Below are 22,596 nucleotides of genomic sequence, written 5' to 3' on the forward strand. Positions count from 1 at the left end.
GGCCACAGACCCCGGCGCCGGACCCCGCCCGGTGGCTCGGGTGGCCGGCTCGCGTAGGTTTATTGGAGCGGCGACGCTCGTCGATCCCATGCCGACACCGTACGGCGAGTGGCCGTCGCCGGTCGCCCCGGAGGACGTCGCCGCCGACGTCAGGTCGTTCGCGTCCGTCGAGACCGACGGAGGCCACGTCTACTGGATCGAACGCCGCCCGTCCGAGGGCGGTCGCGGCGTCGTCTGTCGCGCCCCGGTCGACGACCGCGACGCCGATCCGACAGAAGTGACATCGGAGGAACTCGACGTGCGCACGCTCGTCCACCAGTACGGGGGCGGCGACGTGCTCGTCGCGGACGGGACGGTGCTCGCGGCGAGCATGGACGACCAGCGGCTCTACCGACTGCCCGCGGACGGGAGCGCTGCCGGGGGCGACGCGGAACCGACCCCGGTCACGCCGGAGCCGCCGGAGCCGATGGCCCACCGTTACGCCGACATGCGGCTCGCTCCGGACGGGGAGACGGTCTATGCCGTCCGCGAGCGTCACGTCGGACCCGGCACCGACGAGGAGCCCCGGAACGAGCTGGTCCGCTTCCCGCTGTCACCCGACCCGGCTCCGGAGACCGGCATCTCGGACCCGGTCGTCGTCGCGGACGGGCACGACTTCTACGCGGCGCCGCGGCCGGCCCCGGGCGGGGACCGGATCGCGTACCTGCGGTGGGATCATCCGAACATGCCGTGGGATGGGACCGAACTCGTCGTCGGCGCGGTCAACGAGACGGGCAACATCCGCGACGAGCGCGTCGTCGCGGGCGGCGCCGACGAGTCGGTCGTCTCGCCGAAGTGGTCGCCCGACGGCGTCCTCCACGCGGCGGCCGACCCCACCGGCTGGTGGAACCTCTATCGGTTCCCGGTCGCGTCCGGGACCGAGGAGTGGGAGCGCGGCGCCGGCGTCGCGCTCCCGACGACATCGGACGCGGAGGTCCTCCGCGAGATGCCGGCGGCGTTCGGCGTGCCGATGTGGACCCTCGGCGTGTCGACGTTCGCGTTCCTCGGCGACGGGCGGATCGCCACGCTGGTCACCGAGGGCGGCGACCCGAGCCTGCGCCTGCTCGATCCGGAGACGGGCGACCTCGTCGACCCGGGCCTCCCGTACAGCTCCTTCCGTCCGGCCTCGGTTCGGTCCGACGGCGACCGCGTCGTCTTCGCCGGTCACCGGACGGACGCGCCGAGCGCGGTCGTCGCGTGGCGACCGGGGTCGGCGGGGACCGGAGCAACTCGGCTCCGCGAGTCGACGGAGGACGCGCTCGACGCCGCGTACGTCTCGGAGCCGGAGTCGATCGCCTTCCCGACCGGCGACGCGGTCGGCGCCGACGACGCGACCGCGTACGGCCACTACTACCCGCCCCACAACCCCGACGTCGAAGCGCCGGCCGACGCGGCGCCGCCGCTCCTCGTCAGGGTCCACGGCGGGCCGACGAGTCGGTCCGAGGCGTCGCTGTCGTCGACGGTCCAGTTCTGGACGACCCGCGGCGTCGGGGTGCTCACAGTGAACTACCGGGGGTCGACTGGGTACGGCCGCGCCTTCCGCGAGTCGCTGAAGGGGGAGTGGGGCGTCCGCGACGTCCTCGACTGCGTCAACGCCGCCCGGTACGCCGCCGACGAGGGGTTCGCCGACCCGGACCGGCTGGCGATCTCGGGCGGGAGCGCGGGCGGGTTCGCGGTACTCGCCGCGCTCGCGTTCCACGACACGTTCGACGCGGGCGCGAGCTACTACGGCGTCGCCGACCTCCGCGCGCTGGCTGCGGAGACCCACAAGTTCGAGTCGCGCTACCTCGACGGGCTCGTCGGCCCGCTCCCCGAGGCCGACGACGTCTACGAGGCGCGGTCGCCGGTCGCGCACGCCGAGGGGATCACCGCGCCGCTGCTGCTGTTACAGGGCGGCGAGGACGAGGTGGTCCCGCCCGCGCAGGCCGAGGCGATGATCGACGCCCTCGTCGCGAACGAGACGCCGTACGCGTACGTGGAGTTCCCGGAGGAGCGCCACGGGTTCCGCGACGCCGACAACGTCGCCCGGGCGCACGCCGCCGAACTCGCGTTCTACGGCGCGGCGTTCGACTTCGACCCGGCCGGCAGCGTCGCCGACCTCGACCTCCTCGTCGGCGAACGGCCGGAGTGAGTCGCCGGCGACGCCGGGATCAGTCGGCGGATTCGGACCGCTCCCCGTCGGCCCCTCGCTGGCGCTCGGGCAGCGGTCCGTCGTAGCCGTCCGGGACGTACGGGCAGAGCGGGTCGCTGTCGGTCGGATCGCCCGTGACGGCGTAGGCTCGCGACCGACTCCCGCCGCAGACGTGGCGGAACTCACAGGCGCCGCACTTCCCCGAGAAGCCGTCCGGGTCGCGGAGCGACTCGAAGAGGTCGGCGTTCCGGTAGACGTCGACGGCCGACCGCTCGCGGACGTTCCCCGCCGACTCGGGCAGGAACCCGGACGGGTACACCTCACCGGTGTGGCCGACGAACGCGAAGCCGCGGCCGGCCGTGATCCCGCCCCGTCGGTCGGCCCCCGCGTCGGCGCTGCCGGCCTCGGCGCGCTGGATCCCGACACGTCGGTAGAACGGGGCCTCAGTGGTCTTGACGCCGAACCGCTCCTCCTCCGACACCTCGTGGAGCCACGCCATCGCCGCCTCGGCGCGCTCGGGGAAGACCGGGTCGAGGACGCGGCCGCGACCCACCGGAACGAGGAAGAAGACGCTCCAGAGGACGGCGCCGAGGTCGCGGACGCGGTCGCGAATCGCGGGGAGGTCCTCGACCGTGTCCGCGCACACGGTAGTGTTGATTTGGAGCGGGATCCCGGCGTCGCGGGCGGCGCGCGCGGCCGCGACGGTGTCCGCGAAGCTCTCCTCGCCGCGGAACGCGTCGTGGCGCTCGCGGGTCGACCCGTCGAGGCTGAGCGCCATGCGGGCGATCCCCGCGTCGCCGAGGTCGCTGACGCGCTCGGGCGTGAGCGACCGGGTTCCGCTCGGCGTGATCGTCATCCGGAGGCCGAGGTCGTCGCCGTGCGCGACCAGCTCCGTGAGGTCGTCGCGCGCGAGCGGGTCGCCCCCGGAGAGGACGACCAGCTGTCCGTCGCCGAACGCGGCGGCGTCCGCCAGCAGCCGCTTCCCCTCAGCGGTCGTCAGCTCGTCGGGGTGTCGCTGCGGCCGCGCGTTAGCCCGGCAGTGGCGGCACGCGAGCCCGCAGGCCTGCGTGACCTCCCAAACGAGGACCAGCGGCCGCCGGTCCGTGTCGAGGTCGTCGAACATCGCTCACGTCCGGCTACGACCCGGACCCGTTTGGGGTCGTTCCCGAACGTGTTCACCGGACGTAACGGCGAGCGACGGCGGGAGGGACGAGTCGGATCGACAACTGCGATGCGGGATTTAAATACACGTGAGCGACCCCGACAATCGATTATAGATGACAGAGTGGTCGGCGCGTGCCTGCGCGCGGCCGCCGCAGGCGGCCGCGAGGAGCACGCGCGAGGGAGTCGGCCGACCGAAGGGAGGGCGACGAGGCTGGGGAGGCGTGAGGCTGCGGCGCTGTGCGGTCGGGTGGGACTCAAAGGGGCAGTCGCCGGCGGCTTCGCCGCCTGCTGCCAGTGGCGCGTCGCGCCACGCTGCCGCGAGGGCGAAGCCTGACGACGCACGCACCGCAGTGAGTGGAGCGAACGAGCGAAGAGCGCAGCGAGCCATGCGAGCCGTCGCGGTCGGGATTTGTGTCATTCGTCGTTGGAATACCGCCATGGTTGTTCGTACTGTACTCGACTGAGCGAGCGATAACCCTGCTCACGAGCCCCGGGGTCTGGATCGCCTGTGCCGCGATTTGGACGGTTATGTCACTCTCACGCGTACTGGCGGATTCGAAGTAACTCAGGTCGCGTCGCCTTCGCCGGACCGCTCCCTCGCGTCGGTCTGATCGCCCTCCTCCGCTCGCTCGTCCGAAACGGTCCACTCGCCCTCGCCCGGCCAGATCGCCGTGACGACCGCGGTGGGCGCGTCGGTCCCGACCGCGGCGTAGGCGTACCCGCGGTCGTCGAGCCGCGGGAAGAGGGACTGCGGCGTTCGGTCGTTGTACTGGACCAACACGTCATGACCGCCGAGCGACTCGGCGCGTTCGAGCGTCTCGCGCAGCGGTTTCGGCGGCGCGAGGTCCCGCGCGTCGAGCCCCCCACCGCCGCCGATTCGTCGGGCCTGGAACTCATATCCGGTGGCACGGACCCGATCTCTGGGTCCGTTCCGCCGAACATGTTCCGACGCCGACCGCGGAGCCGAAGCTACTTCCACGCCGGCGTCGAAGCCTCCGGCATGGCACAGGCACGTCTCCGCGTGACGATCCCGGACGGTCCGTGGGTCGGCGACGTCTCGCGTGAGTTCCCCGAGGCGCGGTTCCAGGTGTTGACCGCGACGCCGGACGACGGCGCGGGGTTCGCGCTGGTCCGGATCACCGCGGACGAAACGGACCCGATCCTCGACGCGATCGACGACCACGAGACGATCACCCACTCGTCGGTGATGGCCGCGGACGACGGGATGGTCACCGTTCAGGTCGAGGCGCTCGTCCCCCTGCTACAGACGGTCGCCCGCCGGGCGGGCGTCCCCATCGAGATGCCGGTCGAGATCCGCGACGGCGTCGCGCGCGTCGACGTGACGGGCAATCACGAGCGCGTCGCGGAGTTCGGCGACGCCCTCCGCGACGTGGGCGCGGCGTTCGAGGTCGAGTACGTCCAACAGCGGATCAACCCCGGCGGGTCGCTCACGGAGCGCCAGCGCGAGGTCCTCTTCGAGGCGGTCGACCGCGGCTACTACGACGTGCCCCGAGAGACGACGCTCACCGAGGTGGCTGACCATGTCGGCATCGCGAAGTCCACGTGTAGCGAGGTGCTCCAGCGCGTCGAGCGCACGATCGTCCGGGAGTTCGTCGACGACCTCCCGCGCCGCCCCCTCGACTTCGAATCGCCGGAGGAGAGCGGTATCGAGCGGATCCAGTAGCGACGATCGAAAAAGTCCGACCGGTCGCCGCGCCCGGTCTCGCCTCGCGCCAGAGCCGACGGCGACGGACCAACCGCGCCGCGACGGCGGCTTGGACCACGCACCACGCGACGAGCGACGCCGCCAGCGTGACCGTCGAGAGCCCGCTCGCGGCGAGGGCGGCGGTGAACTCGCCGCCGCCGGTCGTCCCGAGCCCGCTCAACACGAACACCCGGAAGGACTCACCGGATTCGACAGCACCAGCGCCGACAGCGCGGCGTCCGGCGGCTCGGTCGCCGCGACGGTTCCGAGCGCGAGCAGGTCGTGGACCAGCACGAACCAGACCCGCACCAGCAGCGCCGCGCCGAGATCGGATTCGGCCTCCGGACGCGAGCGGTCAGCCCCTCAGGCGAGCCACAGCAGGCGCACGTTGCTCGCGGTGAGGTACGTCCCCGTGAGCGTGAGCAGCACCGGCGGGAAGTAGTAGAGGAGCCCGTCGCCCTCGCGCGCGCCCTCGACGCTGATCCAGAGCATCACGAGGTAGACGGCGATCTTCAGCGCGACGAGCCCGGAGAGCCCGAACGACTCCAGGGCGAACCGCACGACCGGGTTCGCCTCCTCGATCGTCGGGACGTACCGGAGGAAGGCGACGGTCGACACGATGTCGCCGACGCCGTACGTCGCCGTCGCCGCGATCCACAGCCAGTAGAACTCGTTGGGGCGCCGGCGGTAGGCGAGGCGACGCCGAGACCGATCGCGGGATCGAACCACGGGCGAAACTGTCGGGCGGCGAACGTGAATCTGCCGATCCGCTAGGGCCGGCGCGCGCTTTGCGGACGGAGACCGACCGGCGTCCGGCCGACTTAATAGGGATCGCGTCGTCTCGGCGGCCGTGACGGGGCCGTCGACCCGCGACGAGAAGCTGGAGCTCGGCGTCGAGCTGCTGGCGCACCTCGAACGCGAGGAGCTCGACCTCGCCGCGGCGGTCGACCGGATCGAGACGATCACGACGAGCCCGGCGCTCACCCGCGACATCCTCGACGCCGCGGAGAAGCGCGGCGTCATCGACCGCGAGGGCGCTCAGCTCCGGGTCAACACCGGCGGCGCCTACGTCGAGTACGAGCGCCAGGTCGTCGCGCGCGAGGGCGACTTCGAGTGTCGGCGCTGCGGCGCCTCGGTCTCGACGGGCCACTTCGTCGAACTTGACGCGGGCGAACTCGGCCCGTTCGGCTCCTCGTGCGTCCGCAAGGTTACGGGCCGCGAGTCGGAGTCGGCGTCGGACGCGGCGTGAGGGCGGCGCCGAGAACGGCCTCCGGCCGGTCGAGCGTCCACCGCGCTCTCCCGCCGCCCGAGCGTCGACCGAACTCGCCGGAGTATTTACGTCCGCGCCCGAAGCGACGGTAATGACCGCGCCGAACCGGAACGCCCTGTGGGCGAACGCGCTCGTCGACGAGCTCGTCGCCGCGGGCGTCGACGCCGTCGTCGCCTCGCCGGGCAGCCGCTCGACGCCGCTGACCGTCGCCGCCGCGGGCCACGAGGATCTCCGCGTGTTCTCGCAGCTCGACGAGCGCTCCGCCGCGTACTTCGCGCTCGGGCGCGCCCGTCGGACCGGCCGCGTGACGCCGCTGATCTGTACCTCCGGCACCGCCGCCGCCAACTACCACCCGGCCGTGATGGAGGCGAGCGAGGCCCGCGTCCCGCTGCTCGCGCTCACCGCCGACCGGCCGCCGGAACTGCGCGACTCCGGCGCGAACCAGACCGCGGATCAAGAGAAGCTGTACGGCGACGCGGTTCGATTTTATAAAGACCTCCCGGAGCCGGCCGCAAACGACCGGGCCCTCCGGTCGCTGCGCACGACGGTCGCCCGCGCCGTCGCGACGGCCGAAGGGGCCGACCCGGGCCCGGTCCACCTCAACGCCCCGTTTAAGAAGCCGCTGGAGCCGACGCCGGTCCCGGGCGACGTGCCGGACGACCTGCCGGAGGCGGCCGAGCACGGGCGCGACGGCCCCTACGTCGACGTGACTCACGGGGCCCCCGAACCGGGCGACGACAAACTCCGGGCGCTCGCGACCGCGCTCGGGGAGGCGGACCGCGGCCTGATCGTCGCCGGCCCCGCCGACCCGCCGGGGATCGACCCGGAGTCGGTCACGGCGCTCGCGCACGCCACCGGGTTCCCCGTGCTGGCCGACCCGCTTTCCGGACTCCGGTACGGCGGTCACACTCGCGTCGCGCCCGTGATCGGCGCCTACGACGCGTACCTCTCGGCCGACCTCGCGGACGGCGGGAGCGACGCGGGCGACGCCGCCGCGGCGGGCGACGCGTGGGCCGACCCCGACCTCGTCCTTCGGTTGGGTGCCTCGCCGACCTCCAAGCGGCTCCGGAAGTACCTCGCCGCGACCGGCGCCGACCAGTACCAGGTCGACCCCGCCGGCCGCTGGCGCGAGGCCGAGTTCGCCGCGACCGACCTCGTCGTCGCCGAGCCGAGCCGGCTCTGCGCCCGACTCTCGCGGCTCGTCGGCGGCGGGAGCGGAGACCAAGGCTGGCGCGCGCAGTGGGAGGAGGCCGACCGGGTCGCGGAAGCGGTTCACGCCCGCGAGGCCGACGCGCTTGACGGCGAGGGGGGCGGCGAGGAAGACGCGGAGCCCGCTGCCGACGAGGGTGACGCCGGGTTCCACGAAGGGGACGCGCTCCGCGCGGTCGCCGGGGCGCTCCCCGATCCGGCGACGCTGTTCGTCTCCAACTCGATGCCCGTCCGCGACCTCGACCGGTTCGTCGGGCCGACGACCGCGAACGTCACCGCGCTCGGTAACCGCGGCGTCTCCGGCATCGACGGGATCGTCTCCAGCGCGCTCGGCGCGGGGAGCGGGACGACCGACGACCTCACGCTCGTCGTCGGCGACCTCGCCCTCTACCACGACTCGAACGGCCTGCTCGCGGTCGACCGGTGCGACGTCGACGTCACGGTCGTCGCGGTCAACAACGACGGCGGCGGCATCTTCCACAAGCTCCCGATCGAGGAGTTCGAGCCGCCGTTCACCGAGTCGTTCAAGACGCCGCACGGCCTCGACTTCGGGTCGCTTGCGGAGCTCCACGGCCTCGAACACGTCCGGATCGATGCCCGGCCCGACGCGCACGCCGACCGCGGCGACACCCCTGCGGAGCGCGCGGATGTCGTCGGTGAGGACCTCGCCGCCGCCGTCAGCCGGGCCCACGAGGCGACGGGCTCGCACCTGATCGAGGTCGACACGGATGCGGAGGCCAGCCACCGGACGCGCGAGCGCTTGGCGGCCGCGGTCGACGCCGCGGTCCACGGCGGCGCGGCGGGCGAGGCGGACGAGTAGGGTCAGGGGCGCGTCGAGATCGGCCCGTCGCCGCGGCTCTCGCCGAGCGCGACCCCGGCGTACGCGACGACCGCGAACTGGATCCCGACGCCGAGGCTCGCGCCGAGGGCGAAGACGGCGGTGGCGACCGGGCCGCGCTCCGGACCGAGGTACCAGAGGACGGCGGCCGAGCCGAGCAGGAACGCGGCGGTCGCGCTCGCGCCCGTCGCCAGCGCGGTCGACGCCGCGGAGGCGTCCGCGTCGCGCAGTCCTGCGAGGAAAGCGACGCCGAACAGGAGCCCGTACACCAGCAAAAACGCCGTGAACCGGGCGCTCAGGAGGTACGTCGAGAGCGCCTCGGTCGACGGCAGCGAGACCGACGACTCGAGCAGTATCGGCGCGAGGCGCCTGATGCCGCTGACCGCGAGCGCGACGACCGCGGCGACGACGGGGGGGAGGGCTGCCGTGCGCATGCCCGAGAGGCGACGCCGAGTTCACTTATAAAATCCGATTCGAGGGGGTATCGGGCCCGACGAAGCTCATAAGTCTCGGCTTCGCGTACCGCTCGGCGTGCAGGTCGTCGGCTACGAGACGGACGTCGCGCGCGACTCGGCCGAGTCGGAGGCGGACGGCGCTCAGACGGTCGAGACGAGCGGCCCGATCGGCGGCGGACTCTACGTCGCGAGCGGCGGGAGCGTCGAGTACGTGGACGCGAGCCCGGGCACCGAACTCGCGTTCGGGCTCGGCGAGCGCCGCTGCGCGGGAACGGTCCACGATGGCGACCACGTCGCCTGCGACGCCGCGGACGCACCGTACTGCGACGACCACTCGGGGGTCTGGGTGTGTGCCCGGTGTACCGGGACGTGTCTGAAAGACGAGAGGGACTGCCACGAGACGCACGCGATGTACCTCGCGGCGTTCGCGCCGGACGTACTGAAGATCGGCGTCACCCGCGAGTGGCGGCTCGGGACCCGCCTCCGGGAGCAGGGCGCGGACCGCGCGGCCCACATCCGGACGTTCCCGAACGGCCGGATCGCGCGCGAGGTCGAGGCGGAACTGGCCGCCGGGGACGACCTCGTCGACCGCGTCCGCGTCCCGACGAAGCTCGACGGGTTCGGGCGCGCGGTCGACGAGGCGGCGTGGGAGGCGCTCCTCGACCGGTTCGACCCGATAGCGCGGTTCGACTTCGACTACGGGCTCGGCCTCGACGACCGGCCCGTCGCCGAGACGATGGCGGCGGGGACCGTCCGCGGCTGGAAGGGGCGGGTGATCGTACTCGACCGCGGCGGCTCCACGTACGCCGTCGACGCGCGCGACCTCGTCGGCTACGAGCTGACCGACGCCGTCCCGGAGCGCGAACTCCAGTCCAGCCTCGGGGCGTTCGGCGGATGACGGGCGGCGCTCTCGCGGTCCTCTTCGGCGACCCGTTCGCGGTGATGAACACGGTCGGGCTCGTCGCGTTCGCGCTGGTCGGCGCGAGCAAGGCGGTCCGCGAGGAGTTCGACCTCTTCGGCGTCGCCGTCGTCGGGCTGGCGATGGCGTTCGCCGGCGGCGTCACCCGCGACCTCCTCGTCGCGCGCGTCCCCCTCGCGCTGCGCTCGCCGACGGAGATACTCCTAGGGCTGATCGGCGTCGCCCTCGCCGTCGGGCTGAGCGCGTGGCTCGCCTCGCCCGACGAGCACCCGGTGACGGTCGTCGCGGACGCGGTCGGGCTCGCCGCGTTCGCCACCGCCGGCGCCATCGTCGCGACGGACGCCGGGGTGTCCGCGTTCGGCGTCGTCGCCGTCGCGACGATAAACGCCGTCGGCGGCGGCGCGCTCGCCGACATCCTCCTCGACCGCTCGCCGTTCATCCTCTTCGAAGACTTCTACGCGAGCTGCGCCGTGTTGGGCGGCGCGACGTACTGGGCCGTCGGCACGCTCGGCGGGCCCGCGGGACTGGCCGTTGCGGCGTGCGCGGCGGTGACGGTCGGCCTCCGACTCGTCGCCGTCGCCCGCGGCTGGCGGCTCCCGACAGCGAAGCGGTTCGGCGATCGCTTCGCCGACTGATCGATTCGGGGGGCGGGCCGCACAACGGGCCGAGCCCGAAGCGATCCGCCCCCTCAGCGTCCGAGCCCGTCGACCGAGACGACGCGGCGGACGCCGAGGTACGCCGCCGCGGCGATGGCGGCGTACGCAACCACGAGGACGCCCGTCGTCGGGCCCGCGCTGTCGATCGCCAATCTGGCGACCGCGTTCGCGGGGCCGCCCGCCATCGCCGTCGCGCCGCCGAACAGCACGAGGACCGCGACCGAGTAGAGCAGCTGCGCCGCCCGCCGGTCGGGCGCGACCGCCGCGATGCCCACCGCGACGGCGACGACCAGCGTCGTCAGCGCGGTCATCAGCGCCAAGATCGGGCCGACGTTCGCGACCGCGGTGCCGTTCGCCTCCAACAGCAGGAGCCACAGCAGCGCCTGCGCGGGGGCGATCCCGATCGCCGCGGCCGCCTTCCCGTCGACGATCTCGGCGAGCGTCACGGGCGCGACCCGGAGCAGCTCCATGGTCCCTTGATCCAACTCCTCGGTGATCGAGTCGACGACGAGCGAGCCCGAGATGAACACCGGGAGGAAGACTAAGAGCGGGATCAACACGGTGTAAGTGAAGGTGAAGTACGGGCTAGTGTCGCTCCGGTCGGGCAGGGGCAGCGGCGACTCCTCCAGGTACGAGGCGCGGCGCTCACGCTCGTTCAGCTCGTAGGTTCGCAGCAGCTCGCGCAGCTGTACCACGATCACGGTCGTCTCAACGGTGGCGTCCGGGGCGGTGACGGCGGCGGACACCCGCCCCGACTCCGTGCGAGTCGCGACCACCACCGCGTCGGCCGCGTTCCGCTCGAAGGCGCTTCGCGCGGCGTCAGCGTCGTCGTAGGGCGTGACCGAGGCGCCGGGGACCTCGCTCGCGGCGCGCTCTAGGTCGTCGACCGCGTCGCCCGCGGCCGCGACTTCGATCTGCGCGCCGTCGAGCGCGCCCGGGTCGTACATCGAGACGAGCCCGACGACGAGGAATGACGAGAACGCGGCGATGAACAGCTGGATCCCGATCGCCAACAGGATCGTCTTCTCGGCGCGGAGCCCCGCGAGCTCCCGGCCGGCGATCGTCAGGCGGCTATCCAAGGCTCACCACCCCGACGTTGTACGCGGCGTGCCCCAGCGTGGCCAGCGTCAGCGCCAGGGCGTAGGCGGTCCGGCCCCTCCTCGCGCCGAGGCTGGCCGCGCTCGTCGCGGTCACGTGGAGGACGAGCGGGGCGAAGAACAGCGCCACGAGCGCGACCGGCGGCAGCCCGGAGAGCCCGGCCACGTCGGCGAACGCGGCGCGGCCGAGGAAGAGCTCGGTGAGCCCGACCGCTTGGACGACCGCCGTGGCCTTCTCCGCGAGGAAGAAGCCGGTCCCGGACGCGACGCCGACCGCGAACGCGACGCGGTCGCTCCGCCCGAAGACGCCGCGCTCGAACCCGGCGTACAGGGCGACGCTCTTCGCGACCTCCTCGATGAACGCGATCGTCACGAGCAACACCGGGATCGACACGGTGACTGGCAGCGCGAACAGCACCGCGACGGCCAGAAGCTCCGCGACGAACACGAAGGGAATCGTACAGGCGGTGAGGAACGCGACCGAACCGAGCGCGCGGAGCCGCTCGCGGTCGAAGAGCGCGCCCCCGACGCCGCCGGGTCCGCCGCCGGTCCGCACCGCCGAGAGCCGGACCGCGAGCGCGTCGAGGAACTTCCGCGTCACGGGCTTCTGGGAGAACATGTCCTCCTCGCGGTAGACGCCGAGCCCGAGGCCGAAAAGCAGAGTCGCCCCGACCGCCATCGGCGCGGTCGAAAAGAGAACTTGGCCCGCCGACACCGCCTCGCCCTGGAGGTCGAAGACGACGAGGGTCAGTGGCGAGACGAGCGCGACGGGCGTCACGTTCGTGAAGATGGCCGGGACGAACGCGTAGGTCGTCAGGAGGACGCTCACGCCAACCGTGACGAAGGTGAGTTCCTTGAACGACCGCGCGAACATCGCGCCGACGAAGGTGGCCCCGAGGAACGTCGCCGCGACGGGCGCCACCGCCACCACGGAGAGCGGTCCGCCGCCGATCACGAGCGCGATGAGGGTCGTGACGACCGCGGCGGCCGCCGCGTACGGAAGCGTCTTGCCCGCGACGATCTCCGCCGGCGCGAGCGGCGTGACGAGCAGTGGTTCTCCGCGACGGTTCGTCCGCTCGTCGAGGATAGAGGAGCCGTACGCTTGTATCAGGAAGTTCATCGGTACGAGGAAGGCGAACGCCAAGAGCAGCGAGGTGAACGGGAACGGCGGCGTGATCGAGGCGGGCGAACCGGTCGTGTCCGCGCCGAACGCCCCGCCGCCGATCGACGGGATCGCGAAGCCGCCCTCCCCGTCCGATCCCGTCTCGCCGCCATCAGAGCCCGGGTCGGCGGTTCCGCCCGCTCCCGAGTCGGGAGCGGACCCGCCGCCGGACTCCCCGTCGGTCGACGCGTCTCCGGAGGAACCGTCGCCCGAGTCGGCCCCACCGGAGTTGCCGGCGGAGTCCCCGTCCGACCCGGAACCGCTCGTCTCTGTGCCGTCGCCGTCCGTTCCGCCGTCGGCCGCGGTGCCGCCGTCGTCCCCGTCGCTCGCGCTGCCGCCGCCCGGATCGCCCGTCCGACTGCCGTCGCTCCCGCCGAGCGTCGCGCCGTCGTCGAACCCGGTCGTCCTGCCGACGTACCGGAGCGTAACGGTGACCGGGAACGCCGCGGTCCGGTTCGGCTCGGCGCGCAGCAGCCGCTCGTTGTGCGCCTCGACCGCCTCGCGAACCGACGCGGCGGCCGCCTCGCCCTTCCGCGTGTCGGTCGCGCGGACGACGACCGAGTCGACGTCCGCCGGATCGATCGCCCCGTCGTCGACGGAACCGGGCCGCACCACGGTCACCACCACCGCGTCGGCGGAGTCGCCGAGCGACGCGGTCTCGGCCGGGACCGGTCGCAGCGACGCTTCCTCCTCGATCGCCTCCGCGTACGGCGAGCCGGCGTCGACGCCGACCCGGTACACGTCTTGGTCGACGTCGAGGCCGGCGACGCCGGTGGCCACGCCGACCCCGACGACGCCGCCGGCGACGAGAAGCAGGGCGACGCCCGCGGCGAGCGTCCGGCGGTCGACGCCGCCGGACGCCCGCGCCGACTCCCACTTGGCGACGCGAAGCACTCGGCGGCCGGCGACGGCGAGCCGTCGACCGAGGCGACGCAGCCGGTCGGTCACTCGGTGGCCTCCGTCGCGGTCGCCGCCGTCTCCCGCTCTGTTCCGTCGGTCGATCGGTCGTTTTCCGGCCCGTCAGGCTCTTGCCCGTCGACCTCGCCGTCGTCGAGCCCGTCGCCGGTGTAGCGGCCGGGCATCGGCCGGCCGACGATGTCGAGGAACACGTCCTCCAAGCTCGGCTCGCGGCTCCGAATGTCGACGACCTCGCCGCCGGCGTCGGCGGCGGCCTCGCGGACGGCCGCGACCGCGTCCATGCTCGGGACCGCCGTGCGGTACCGGTCGCCGACCTCCTCGGGCGTCGCGTCGAGGTCGTCGAGGGGCGGCGTCGCGGTCGGCTCGACGTCAGTGAACACGCGGTAGGTCGTCTCGCCGTGTCGCTCGCGGATCCCGTCGACGCTCCCGCGGGCGACGATCCGCCCCTCGTTCATCACCACGACGCGGTCGCAGACCGACTCGACGTGGTAGAGGTTGTGCGCGGAGAAGACGACGGTCTTCCCCGTCTCGCGGAGTTCGCGGGTGAACGCCAGCACGGAGTTGGTCGTCACCGGGTCGAGCCCGGACGCGGGCTCGTCGTACACCAGCACGTCCGGGTCGTTGACCAGCGAGCGCGCGATTGCGACCTTGCGTTTCATTCCCTTCGAGACGTCGCCGAGGCGACGCTCCCGGTGGTCGAGTTCCAACCGGTCGAGCGCGGCCTCGATCCGCTCGTCGGCGACCTCTCGGGGCACGTCGTAGAGGTCGGCGAAGAAGCGGAGGTACGACCGCGCGGTCATCTCCTCGTACAGCGGCGAATCCTCGGGCAGGAACCCGAGGTGGCGACGCATCTCGGGGTCCGAGGCGTCGAACCCGGCGACGGTCACCTCGCCGTCGGTCGGTTCGACGAGACCGGCGATCACCTTCAGCGTCGTCGTCTTGCCGGCCCCGTTCGGGCCGACGATCCCGAACACCTCGCCGTCGTCGACGGAGAAGTCGCTGTCGACGACGGCCGCGAAGTCACCGTAGGTCTTCCGCAGCCCCGACACCTCGATCATGCCTGCGCCTCCGCCGGCGCGTGGGTTAAAGCCACGCCCGCGGTTATCGGCCCCGAGAACGCGGCGACGGCGAGGACACCGGAGGGCGAGCGAGCGCGACAAATGACGGTCGGCCGAGCCCCCGACTCCGTTCGGTAGCCGATCGCTCCGTCCGGTAGTCCGTCACTCCGTGTAAGGTTTCTCGACGTTCCCGTCGCCGCTGATGTACGCGTTCATCCGACGGGTGATCCCGTCGAACAGCGTACTGAGCGGCGAGAGGACGCGCTCGACGAGTCGGATCGGCGACGAAGGCCGGGACGGGCCGGCCCGACGAGAGAAAACGGTCGACTCGCGCTACTCTTCTTCCTCTTCCTCGACCGGTCCTCGCCCTCGTTCCCAGACCGCGTCCGCGGAGGTGTCGTTCGGTGCTGTGTGCGAGACGTCTTTCATGGTGTCGCGATCGCTTGCCATATTGACTCCCAATACCCCGGACCTCTGTATTAACCCTTCGTGGAAAGAGATAATGAGTCCTCATACCATATAAGGTATTAATATGGCTCTGTGCCACGATAGCGCAAAAAGTGGACGAATTGCGTATTGCCTCTGTTTTATGCCCCAGGTATCGGATGTGCGTTCGGATCTGAGCGGAGGATCACAGCGATGAGGGACGCCGCCGCCGGAGGACGCGACGTGTTGGGAGATTCCGATCGCGACAGCGAAACCGCGGTGGTCCGAGAGGGGACGACGCTCGCGGTCGGCCGCGACATCGACGCCCCGCCTGAGCGGACCGCGACGGCGCTCCGCGACACGCGACGGTGGCCCGACTGGAGCCCGTCCGTGGGGGGCGTGGAGAGCACCGATCGGTACGTCGAGAGCGGGACGACCGGACGGGTCCGGGTCGCGGACGCTTGGGTTCCGTTCCGGGTGACGGCCGCGACGCGCCTCCGCTGGGACTGGCGGGTCGCCGGGGTTCCGGCCACGGGCCACCGGGTCGACCGCTATCCGGAGGATCCGGGTCGGTGTCGAGCGGTGATCGAAGTCCCGCTCGTCGCGGCCCCGTACGTCCCCGTCTGCCGACGCGCGCTCGACAAGTTCGCGGCGCTCGTCGAGGGAGGGTGATCCGGGCGGCGCCCGTGCCTCAGTTCTCGTAACCCGCTTCGAAGGGGTCGATGACCTCGCCGCCGGGCTCGTCCTCGTCGCGGGTGACTCCCGGCCCTCGCGTCGCGAGTTCGAAGACGAGCCCGTCGGGGTCGGTGAAGTAGACGCTCTTGAAGTAGGTCCGGTCTTTCACCTCGGAGACGCGGACGTCGTGGGCCTCGAGGTGTTCCCTCCACTCGCGGAGCGTCGCCTCGTCCTCGACGCCGAACGCGAAGTGGTGGCTCGCGCCCGGACCGGGCGTCCCCTGCGAGTTCGGGTACTCGAAGTAGGTGACGTTGGTGCCCGGCTCGCCCTCCGGAGTCGACGAGAAGTAGTAGTGCGGCGTCCCGGGGTCGTCGTAGTTCTGCGTCCGCTTGACCGTGTGCCAGCCGAGCACGTCCTCGTAGAACGCCGCGGTCTCCTCGATGTCGGTACAGATGTTCGTGACGTGGTGGAGTCCCGTCGTCGGCGGCGCGTCGGTCATGGTCCGCGTGATCGGTCGTCGGGAGAGTAGTTAGTCGTACTGGGGGTTCGAAACGCGGATACGCCAGTCGCCGGACGATTCGGTTGGGGGTCGGCTCGGTCAGTCGGTTCGAACGGCGCTCAGAACAGCCCGACGCCGACCGCGTACGGCCACGCGGCCCCGCCGACGGCGAGCAACGCCAGCGCGGCGCCGGCGCCGTAGACGTTCTTCAGGAAGCTCGTCATCTCATTCTGCCGCTCTTCGGGGTCGTCCACCGACCAGAAGTCGTGCATCGTCACGGCGGAGACGAGGAGGAAGAACGCGAGCGAGCCCCCGGCGAGGACCGGGAACGCGCCCGCGGCGACGGCGAGTCCGCCGAGGACGAGGACGGCGCCCGAGGCGATCACCGAGAACTGCGGCGCGGGGAGGCCCTTGAACTCGGCGTAGCCGGCCATCGTCTCGAGGTCGGTGAAGTGGTTGAGCCCCATGAACGCGAGCGTCGCGCCGAACAGGATCCGGCCGAGCAGGAAGAGTTCGCCCGCGAGGGGTGTGTCGAACTGGAGCGGTAACGTCGCGGTTTCAGCTAACATCGTGTAACCTGCTATACGGACGTAACCTATTTATCGCTTCCCGGACAATAGAGTTAGTAGGTAACACCGATGTCATCACAGGACCTTTCCGCGGCGGAGTCGGCGGAGACGGCGGATTCGGGGGCTGAAGCGGCTGGCGAGGCGACGGCGCCCGAGACCCCATGCCCCGTCATCGACTCCATCGAACAGATCGGCTCGCAGTGGCGGCTCGTCGTCCTCCACGAGCTGTTGAACGGCGAGGCGCGGTTCAACGAGCTCAAGCGCGAGACCGACGCGAACGCCCGGACGCTCTCGCGCGTGCTCAACGACCTCCAAGAGACGGGCTTCGTCGACCGCCGGTTAGAGGAGGACGCGCCGGTGGCGACGTACTACAGCCTGACCGCGAAAGGCGAGTCGCTCGCCCCCGTCTTCGAGGAGATCGACGAGTGGGCCCAGGAGTGGCTCGCCGAGTGCGACGCGTAAGCGTGCGTTAGCAGGAGTGGATTTCGTTTATAAACAGACATCCGTTTCCAGGCTGTTTGTTTATAAACTACCAACAGCGAATCGTCGATGAAGGCCTCCAAAGCCCCAGCCGCGAGGGCGGCGCACGCTCGCTGCGCTCCTCGGTCGCTCGCGCTGCTCGCTCCCTGCGGTGCTTGCGTCGCCTGCGCCGCCCTCGCGACTGCCCCTTTGAGTCCCGCCCCGTACAGCACCGCAGCCTCACACCATCCCAGCCTCGTCGGCCGGCCTCCGCTTCGCTCCGGCCCGCCGACTCCCTCGCGCGTGCTCCTCGCGTCCGTTGGACGCTCGGAGGCACGCGCCACCGCCTCACAAATCGATGAGCGGCGCTGGCAGGCTCATCGGTCTGTAAATCGTGCCGCCGCGTCGCGCAGCCGCTGCGTCGCTCTCACACGTACTTTCGCGCGAACGCGTACAGGTCCGGGATGATGTACGCTACCCCGCCCACCGCGAGAGCGATCACGAGCGGGACCCCCCATGGGGTGTACCCGTCGAGTCGTATCGACCACCTGAGCAGCCCGGCGGCCTCCACGAGCGGCGGCACGAGGTACACGCTCGCACCGACCGCCGCGGCCGCCGGCGCGTGGACCGCCGAGACCCGATAGCCGTAGGCGCTGCCGGCGATGAGGGCGAGGCCGAGAGCGATCACGAAGGCGGCGTAGATGAGCGCGCCGAACCCGCCGAGCGGACCCGGTCCGTAGAGCGTGAACTCGTAGACGCGCTCGTCCGCGAACACGTAGTACAGGCCCCCCTCCTCGGGAGCCTCCTCGATGTCGATCCCGGTGTCTCCCGGAGCGACGTCCAACCCCGAGGGAACCGGTTTCGAGATCGAGACGCTGCCGTCGTCGGAGTCCGCCGCCATCGTGAAGAAGCGCTGTCCCCGTTCGGAGAGGTCCTCGTATTCGAAGGCGAACCCCTCGCAGTCGGCGAACGCGACGCTGACGTCTCCGGAGTCGGCGTCGTCCGTCGGGAAGAAACACGCCAGTTCGCCGCCGTCCCTGACGAAGTTCCAAGCCCCCGACCGGAACTCGGACGGGAGGTCGTCGACGGCGACCTCATCGCGATCGCCGGCGGCCTTGACGGAGGCTTCACCGCGATCAGAGCCGGCGTCGACGACGTCCCGCGCCGCCCCGGAGAGGTCCGCGTAGCGGTGGACTTCGCTGTCCGTTCGATCTACCGAGTACGTAACCGGGGCCGGGTTCGTCGCGCCCGCGACAGCGCCGGTGACGACCCCGACTCCGACGACGAACAGGCAGAGGGCCGCGAGGAGTTCGGGTGACGGGCGATTCATCACCTGTTCCGATCCTCCGACGGCGTATGTGTTTTGTGTGACCTCGATTCGGCGACGGCGCTCCCGGCGCGGGCGGAAGGTGCTTGCCCGCCGAAACGCACACCATTCTCCGGCGCGTACGTGACGCCGTGTACGCCGGACTGAAGAACACCCCCTGTTGCCTGTGCGGCCGGGACGACACCCACACCCGGATCGCCGTGCCGCCGCGGGCGCTCCGGCTCATGGAGAACGGCGAGCCGATCGCGTGGCGCGACGTGGTCGGCACCGTGACGCTCCGCTTCTGCGCCGACGACTGGGACCTCGTGAGCGACCTCGCCGTCGAGATGGACGCGCACCCGCTCTCGCGGTGTAACGCGGCGCACGTCTCCCTCGACCTCCGCGAGGACCACGAGGCGCTGCTGTCGGCGACGAAGGCCGAGACGGACCAGACGGAACTGGAGACGCGACTGGCATCCGAGGCCGAGGCGACGCTCGACGCGGTCGACGATCCCTACACAGAGGAGCGCGACGTGGTCGAGGCGATCGTGGTGTTGCGCGCGCTAGAGGAGCTCGGCGTCCGGGAACCCCCCGGCGACGCCGCCGCGCTGGCGCGCGACGACTGAGACGGTCGGGCGGCGCCGACGCCCGCTCACCGCCTGACCTCGAACCCGTCTTCCCCCTCCGGCGCGCCGTACTCGGCGTCCACGTCGTCGACCTCGGCGGCCCGGCTCCCGGTCTCACACCACGCCACCATGTCGCGAACGGCTCCCTCCGGACCCTCGAAGACGGCCTCGACCCGGCCGTCGTCGAGGTTCCGCACCCAGCCGTCGACGCCCTTCTCGCGGGCGGCGTCGCGGGTGCTCGCCCGGTAGTAGACGCCTTGGACGCGGCCCGAGACGAACACGTGCGCTCGAACGCGGTCGGTCATCGGTCGGTGGTGCGGCGCGCTGCCTGTTAAACGACCCGCCCGCGACCGACCGGCCGCCGACCGACCCGCGCCCGCAACCGACGCCTACTAACTCCCGCGCGCCGACGTAGGCGACATGGACCTGTTCGGAACCGCCGGGATCCGCGGCGGCGTCGAGGACCGCGTCACCCCGTCGCTCGCGCTCGCCGTCGGGCGGGCCGTGGGCGCCGAGATCCGATCGCGTACCGACGATTCGACCGCCGCGTCGACGCCCGAGCCGACGGTCGTCCTCGCCCGCGACGGGCGGGTGACCGGCCCGGCGCTCGCGGCCGCGATGGAGGCCGGTCTCTCCGCCGGCGGCGTCGCCGTCCGCCGCGCCGGGCAGCTCCCGACCCCGGCGCTCGCGTACGCCTCGCGGGGGCGCTACGGCGTGATGCTCACCGCGTCCCACAATCCGCCGACGGACAACGGGATCAAGCTGTTCCGCGACGGGACGGAGTTCGACCGCGACGCTGAGCGCGCCGTCGAGTCGCGGGTCGCCGACGAGGAGCCGGTCGCTCCGTGGGACGAGTGGACCGAGCCGACTCGAACCGACCCGCTCGGCGACTACCTCGCCGCCGTCCGCGAGTACGCCGCGGGGTTCGGCGCGCCCCTCGACGGGCTCCGGGTCGCGGTCGACTGCGGAAACGGGATGAGCGCGCCCGCGACGCCGACCGTCCTCCGCGAACTCGGCGCCGACGTGGTCACGCTCAACGGGAACGTCGACGGCCACTTCCCCGGCCGCGGGAGCAAGCCGACCCCGGAGACGCTCGCCGACCTGCGCGCGTTCGTCGCCGACGCCAACGAGGGCGTCGAGGACCCCGGACGGCCGGCCGACGACGGGAGGGGAGCGGGAGGCGACGGCGACGCGGACGAGACCGAGGGGTTCGCCTTCGGTATCGGTCACGACGGCGACGCCGACCGGATCGTGATCGTCGACGCGGACGGCGAGGTCGTCCACGAGGACACGGTGCTCGCGGTGCTCGCGGAGCGGTACACCCGCGCGAGCGACGCCGCTGACCCCGTCGTCGTGACGACGCCGAACGCCTCCGGTCGGATCGACGAACGCGTCCGCGACGCCGGCGGGCGCGTCGAGCGCGTCCGGCTCGGCGCGCTCCACGAGGGGATCGCCGCGGTCCGGGAGGACGCCAGCGTGGCCGGCGCCCTCGGCGAGGCCGGCACGGTCGGCGAGGCGGGCGCCGCGGGAGAGGTGGGCGCTGACACGCGCGTCGTCTTCGCGGCCGAACCGTGGAAGCACATCCACGTCGCGTTCGGCGGCTGGATCGACGGCGTGACCTCCGCGGCGGTGCTCGCGCGCCTCGTCGCCGACGAGGGGCTCAACGCGCTCCGCGGCCCGGTGACCGAGCGCCCGTACCGAAAGGTGAGCGTGGCCTGTCCCGACGACGCGAAGGAGCCGGCGATGGACCGGTTGGCGACGGCGTTGCCGGACGCATTCCCCGACGCCGCGGTGGACACCGACCACGGCGTCCGCCTGGAGTTCGACGACGCCTCGTGGACGCTGGTTCGGCCCTCCGGCACCGAGCCGTACGTCCGCGTGTACGCCGAGAGCGACGATGTCGACGCCCTCGTCGCCGAGGTCGAAGCCGTGGTCGAGGACGCGGTCGCGGACGCGTAGGGCCGGCCGGTCCGACCGCCGACGCCCCGTCGCGGACGCGTCGGCGACCCCGCGTCACCCCGTTCGGAACCGTGAGAGATTCGGGTTCGTGGATCAGACGGCGGCGATCGGGCGACTGATACCCCGGAATCGGGCCGCTTCTCTCCACGAACGTGCCACCTCGACACCGCGAGAACGACGAATTTATGCCGCGTTCCGACGGGGGTACGAGTGAGATGGCATCCGACTTCGATCGGCGGCGGTTCATCAAGGCGGCAAGCGCAGCGGGCCTCGTCGGCCTCGCCGGGTGTAGCGGCGGCCCGAGCGGTGACGGGGGCGACGGGGGCGACGGCGACGTGCCGGCGCGGATCGGCATCGTCTATTCCGACGGCGGACTGGGGGACAACTCGTTCAACGACGCGGCCCAGCAGGGGATCTTCCAGGCGGAAGAGGAGTTCGGCATCGCGTACGACGAGTCGGAGCCCGACGGCGCCGGCGAGTTCGAGCAGTTCCAGCAGCAGTACGCCGGCTCGACCGACCCGGCCTACGACCTGGTCTGTACGATCGGGTTCAATCAGGGCGACTCGCTCTCGCAGACCGCGCCCGAGTACCCCGACCAGGACTTCATGATCGTCGACACCGTCGTCGACGAACCGAACGTCGCGAACTACCTGTTCCGCGAGCACGAGGGCTCGTTCCTGATGGGCGTGCTCGCCGGCCGCCTGACCGAGACCGAGTTCTCGGCCGGCGCCGGCGAGACGGACCCGGACTCGACGACCGTCGGGTTCGTCGGCGGCGTCGACAGCCCCGTCATCCGCCGGTTCCAGGCCGGGTTCGAGGCCGGCGTCGACTACGCGACCGACGACGTCGACGTCACCACGAGCTACGTCGGCAGCTACGCCGACCCCACCGGCGGGCAGGAGGCGGCGCTGTCGATGTACCAGAGCGGCGCGGACGTCGTCTACCACGCCTCGGGCGCGACGGGCGTCGGCGTGTTCCAAGCCGCACAGGAGGAGGGGCGGTTCGCCTTCGGCGTCGACCAGGACCAGTCGGTCTCCAACGAGTCGTTCTCGGACGTCATCCTGGCGTCGATGGTGAAACGCGTCGACACCGCGGTCTACGAGTCGATCTCGAACGTCATCGACGACAATCACCAGGGCGGGTCGACCACCGCGCTCGGCTTGGAGTCCAACGGCGTCGAGTGCGTCTACGGGCAGGAGATCGGCGACCAGGTCCCAGACGAGATCGCGACCGCCGTGGCCGACGCGCGCGACGAGATCATCGCCGGGAACATCGAGGTCCCGGAGACGACGAGCAACTGAACGCGGCGCCGCCGACTCGAAGCCGAACCCCGCTGGCGGAATTTTTTTGCTCCGGTCGGGCGACGGAGTGTCCCTCGTTCCGGTCGGACGACGAACAGGACCGGGCGCAGTAGCTCGGAATCCGGGCGCTTTTAGGCTCCGGCGCGGAGTTACGG

At 71.8% G+C, this 22,596-nt stretch carries 22 protein-coding genes and 1 pseudogene; 11 read left to right on the forward strand and 12 right to left on the reverse strand.

The genetic code is table 11. The features are described 5' to 3' along the window. The first annotated feature begins 88 nt into the window (after window positions 1–88). Window positions 89–2,170: a prolyl oligopeptidase family serine peptidase gene (locus EXE41_RS02670; protein WP_137690227.1), complete on the forward strand. Its 2,082-nt coding sequence runs from the start codon at window positions 89–91 to the stop codon at window positions 2,168–2,170. A gap of 19 nt (window positions 2,171–2,189) precedes the next feature. Here the strand turns inward: EXE41_RS02670 and EXE41_RS02675 are convergent, their stop codons facing one another. Continuing rightward, window positions 2,190–3,293, reverse strand: coding sequence for a TIGR04053 family radical SAM/SPASM domain-containing protein (locus EXE41_RS02675; protein WP_137690228.1), 1,104 nt, complete (start codon window positions 3,291–3,293; stop codon window positions 2,190–2,192). A 606-nt stretch (window positions 3,294–3,899) separates the two neighbouring features. Next, the gene (locus EXE41_RS02680) at window positions 3,900–4,313 is read right to left on the reverse strand and encodes a DUF2249 domain-containing protein (protein WP_137690229.1); all 414 of its coding nucleotides are present in this window, start codon (window positions 4,311–4,313) and stop codon (window positions 3,900–3,902) included. Between the two features lie 21 nt (window positions 4,314–4,334). Between EXE41_RS02680 and EXE41_RS02685 the strand changes: the two genes are divergently transcribed. Then, entirely contained in the window at window positions 4,335–5,018 is a 684-nt protein-coding gene (locus EXE41_RS02685; protein ID WP_394348104.1) for a helix-turn-helix domain-containing protein, read from the forward strand. Window positions 5,019–5,070: 52 nt separating this feature from the next. On the opposite strand, the pseudogene EXE41_RS20000 reads toward EXE41_RS02685, so the two are convergent. Both EXE41_RS20000 and EXE41_RS02695 read right to left on the reverse strand, forming a co-directional pair. Then, window positions 5,071–5,366: pseudogene (locus tag EXE41_RS20000) on the reverse strand (ABC transporter permease); the annotation flags it as partial. 36 nt (window positions 5,367–5,402) lie between these two features. After that, on the reverse strand, window positions 5,403–5,768 hold the full coding sequence (locus tag EXE41_RS02695; protein WP_049929663.1) for a hypothetical protein: 366 nt from the start codon (window positions 5,766–5,768) through the stop codon (window positions 5,403–5,405). Between the two features lie 121 nt (window positions 5,769–5,889). Here EXE41_RS02695 and EXE41_RS02700 point away from each other — a divergent pair, with 121 nt between their 5' ends. Next, a complete protein-coding gene (locus tag EXE41_RS02700) occupies window positions 5,890–6,288 on the forward strand; it encodes a DUF5830 family protein (protein ID WP_137690231.1) in 399 nt (132 codons plus the stop codon). Between the two features lie 112 nt (window positions 6,289–6,400). Then, window positions 6,401–8,338: a 2-succinyl-5-enolpyruvyl-6-hydroxy-3-cyclohexene-1-carboxylic-acid synthase gene (gene menD / locus EXE41_RS02705; protein WP_137690232.1), complete on the forward strand. Its 1,938-nt coding sequence runs from the start codon at window positions 6,401–6,403 to the stop codon at window positions 8,336–8,338. Between the two features lie 2 nt (window positions 8,339–8,340). On the opposite strand, the gene EXE41_RS02710 is transcribed toward menD, so the two are convergent. Continuing rightward, entirely contained in the window at window positions 8,341–8,790 is a 450-nt protein-coding gene (locus EXE41_RS02710) for a hypothetical protein (RefSeq protein WP_049929660.1), read from the reverse strand. Between the two features lie 97 nt (window positions 8,791–8,887). Here EXE41_RS02710 and EXE41_RS02715 point away from each other — a divergent pair, with 97 nt between their 5' ends. Together EXE41_RS02715 and EXE41_RS02720 are read left to right on the forward strand one after the other, a co-directional pair. After that, window positions 8,888–9,709: a DUF2797 domain-containing protein gene (locus tag EXE41_RS02715; RefSeq protein ID WP_199240852.1), complete on the forward strand. Its 822-nt coding sequence runs from the start codon at window positions 8,888–8,890 to the stop codon at window positions 9,707–9,709. Next, window positions 9,706–10,365: a trimeric intracellular cation channel family protein gene (locus tag EXE41_RS02720; protein ID WP_137690233.1), complete on the forward strand. Its 660-nt coding sequence runs from the start codon at window positions 9,706–9,708 to the stop codon at window positions 10,363–10,365. The genes EXE41_RS02715 and EXE41_RS02720 overlap by 4 nt, the downstream gene beginning before the upstream one ends. 53 nt (window positions 10,366–10,418) lie before the next feature. On the opposite strand, the gene EXE41_RS02725 is transcribed toward EXE41_RS02720, so the two are convergent. The 3 genes from EXE41_RS02725 to EXE41_RS02735 are packed head-to-tail and all read right to left on the reverse strand — an operon-like array spanning window position 10,419 to window position 14,621. Further along, complete coding sequence (locus EXE41_RS02725; RefSeq protein ID WP_137690234.1) at window positions 10,419–11,465, reverse strand: ABC transporter permease; 1,047 nt, start codon at window positions 11,463–11,465, stop codon at window positions 10,419–10,421. Next, window positions 11,458–13,593 carry a PrsW family intramembrane metalloprotease gene (locus tag EXE41_RS02730; RefSeq protein WP_137690235.1) on the reverse strand — a complete coding sequence of 712 codons (2,136 nt, stop codon included), beginning with the start codon at window positions 13,591–13,593 and terminating at the stop codon, window positions 11,458–11,460. The genes EXE41_RS02725 and EXE41_RS02730 overlap by 8 nt, the downstream gene beginning before the upstream one ends. Beyond that, a complete protein-coding gene (locus tag EXE41_RS02735) occupies window positions 13,590–14,621 on the reverse strand; it encodes an ABC transporter ATP-binding protein (RefSeq protein WP_089307692.1) in 1,032 nt (343 codons plus the stop codon). The genes EXE41_RS02730 and EXE41_RS02735 overlap by 4 nt, the downstream gene beginning before the upstream one ends. Window positions 14,622–15,260: 639 nt before the next feature. Here EXE41_RS02735 and EXE41_RS02740 point away from each other — a divergent pair. Further along, the gene (locus EXE41_RS02740; RefSeq protein ID WP_049929655.1) at window positions 15,261–15,719 is read left to right on the forward strand and encodes an SRPBCC family protein; all 459 of its coding nucleotides are present in this window, start codon (window positions 15,261–15,263) and stop codon (window positions 15,717–15,719) included. Window positions 15,720–15,738: 19 nt separating this feature from the next. On the opposite strand, the gene EXE41_RS02745 is transcribed toward EXE41_RS02740, so the two are convergent. Together EXE41_RS02745 and EXE41_RS02750 are read right to left on the reverse strand one after the other, a co-directional pair. Beyond that, complete coding sequence (locus EXE41_RS02745; RefSeq protein WP_086216626.1) at window positions 15,739–16,221, reverse strand: VOC family protein; 483 nt, start codon at window positions 16,219–16,221, stop codon at window positions 15,739–15,741. 119 nt (window positions 16,222–16,340) lie between these two features. Next, the gene (locus EXE41_RS02750; RefSeq protein ID WP_049929653.1) at window positions 16,341–16,790 is read right to left on the reverse strand and encodes a DoxX family protein; all 450 of its coding nucleotides are present in this window, start codon (window positions 16,788–16,790) and stop codon (window positions 16,341–16,343) included. Window positions 16,791–16,859: 69 nt separating this feature from the next. Between EXE41_RS02750 and EXE41_RS02755 the strand changes: the two genes are divergently transcribed. Next, window positions 16,860–17,252 (forward strand): helix-turn-helix domain-containing protein, encoded by a 393-nt coding sequence (locus EXE41_RS02755; protein WP_137690236.1) that lies wholly within the window; start codon window positions 16,860–16,862, stop codon window positions 17,250–17,252. A gap of 424 nt (window positions 17,253–17,676) precedes the next feature. Here EXE41_RS02755 and EXE41_RS02760 read toward each other — a convergent pair whose 3' ends face one another. Beyond that, window positions 17,677–18,579 carry a hypothetical protein gene (locus EXE41_RS02760; protein ID WP_137690237.1) on the reverse strand — a complete coding sequence of 301 codons (903 nt, stop codon included), beginning with the start codon at window positions 18,577–18,579 and terminating at the stop codon, window positions 17,677–17,679. Between the two features lie 128 nt (window positions 18,580–18,707). Between EXE41_RS02760 and EXE41_RS02765 the strand changes: the two genes are divergently transcribed. Next, window positions 18,708–19,181, forward strand: coding sequence for a hypothetical protein (locus EXE41_RS02765; protein ID WP_086215896.1), 474 nt, complete (start codon window positions 18,708–18,710; stop codon window positions 19,179–19,181). A gap of 26 nt (window positions 19,182–19,207) precedes the next feature. Here EXE41_RS02765 and EXE41_RS02770 read toward each other — a convergent pair whose 3' ends face one another. After that, entirely contained in the window at window positions 19,208–19,486 is a 279-nt protein-coding gene (locus EXE41_RS02770; protein ID WP_086220003.1) for an acylphosphatase, read from the reverse strand. Between the two features lie 115 nt (window positions 19,487–19,601). Between EXE41_RS02770 and EXE41_RS02775 the strand changes: the two genes are divergently transcribed. After that, window positions 19,602–21,140: a phosphomannomutase gene (locus EXE41_RS02775; protein WP_137690238.1), complete on the forward strand. Its 1,539-nt coding sequence runs from the start codon at window positions 19,602–19,604 to the stop codon at window positions 21,138–21,140. Window positions 21,141–21,355: 215 nt separating this feature from the next. After that, window positions 21,356–22,441 carry a BMP family protein gene (locus EXE41_RS02780; protein WP_086215894.1) on the forward strand — a complete coding sequence of 362 codons (1,086 nt, stop codon included), beginning with the start codon at window positions 21,356–21,358 and terminating at the stop codon, window positions 22,439–22,441. Window positions 22,442–22,596: the final 155 nt, after the last annotated feature.

The organism is Halorubrum sp. SD690R (assembly GCF_005435035.1).
In the GTDB taxonomy this organism is placed as follows: domain Archaea; phylum Halobacteriota; class Halobacteria; order Halobacteriales; family Haloferacaceae; genus Halorubrum; species Halorubrum ezzemoulense.

Bases quoted from the DNA above. Each gene is read 5' to 3' on its own strand.
- EXE41_RS02720 (WP_137690233.1), top strand. From the start codon at position 9,706: ATGACGGGCGGCGCTCTCGCGGTCCTCTTCGGCGACCCGTTCGCGGTG.
- EXE41_RS02710 (WP_049929660.1), bottom strand. From the start codon at position 8,790: ATGCGCACGGCAGCCCTCCCCCCCGTCGTCGCCGCGGTCGTCGCGCTC.
- EXE41_RS02735 (WP_089307692.1), bottom strand. From the start codon at position 14,621: ATGATCGAGGTGTCGGGGCTGCGGAAGACCTACGGTGACTTCGCGGCC.
- EXE41_RS02755 (WP_137690236.1), top strand. From the start codon at position 16,860: ATGTCATCACAGGACCTTTCCGCGGCGGAGTCGGCGGAGACGGCGGAT.
- EXE41_RS02685 (WP_394348104.1), top strand. From the start codon at position 4,335: ATGGCACAGGCACGTCTCCGCGTGACGATCCCGGACGGTCCGTGGGTC.
- EXE41_RS02750 (WP_049929653.1), bottom strand. From the start codon at position 16,790: ATGTTAGCTGAAACCGCGACGTTACCGCTCCAGTTCGACACACCCCTC.
- EXE41_RS02740 (WP_049929655.1), top strand. From the start codon at position 15,261: ATGAGGGACGCCGCCGCCGGAGGACGCGACGTGTTGGGAGATTCCGAT.
- EXE41_RS02675 (WP_137690228.1), bottom strand. From the start codon at position 3,293: ATGTTCGACGACCTCGACACGGACCGGCGGCCGCTGGTCCTCGTTTGG.
- EXE41_RS02775 (WP_137690238.1), top strand. From the start codon at position 19,602: ATGGACCTGTTCGGAACCGCCGGGATCCGCGGCGGCGTCGAGGACCGC.
- EXE41_RS02670 (WP_137690227.1), top strand. From the start codon at position 89: ATGCCGACACCGTACGGCGAGTGGCCGTCGCCGGTCGCCCCGGAGGAC.
- EXE41_RS02770 (WP_086220003.1), bottom strand. From the start codon at position 19,486: ATGACCGACCGCGTTCGAGCGCACGTGTTCGTCTCGGGCCGCGTCCAA.
- EXE41_RS02745 (WP_086216626.1), bottom strand. From the start codon at position 16,221: ATGACCGACGCGCCGCCGACGACGGGACTCCACCACGTCACGAACATC.
- EXE41_RS02760 (WP_137690237.1), bottom strand. From the start codon at position 18,579: ATGAATCGCCCGTCACCCGAACTCCTCGCGGCCCTCTGCCTGTTCGTC.
- EXE41_RS02780 (WP_086215894.1), top strand. From the start codon at position 21,356: ATGGCATCCGACTTCGATCGGCGGCGGTTCATCAAGGCGGCAAGCGCA.
- menD (WP_137690232.1), top strand. From the start codon at position 6,401: ATGACCGCGCCGAACCGGAACGCCCTGTGGGCGAACGCGCTCGTCGAC.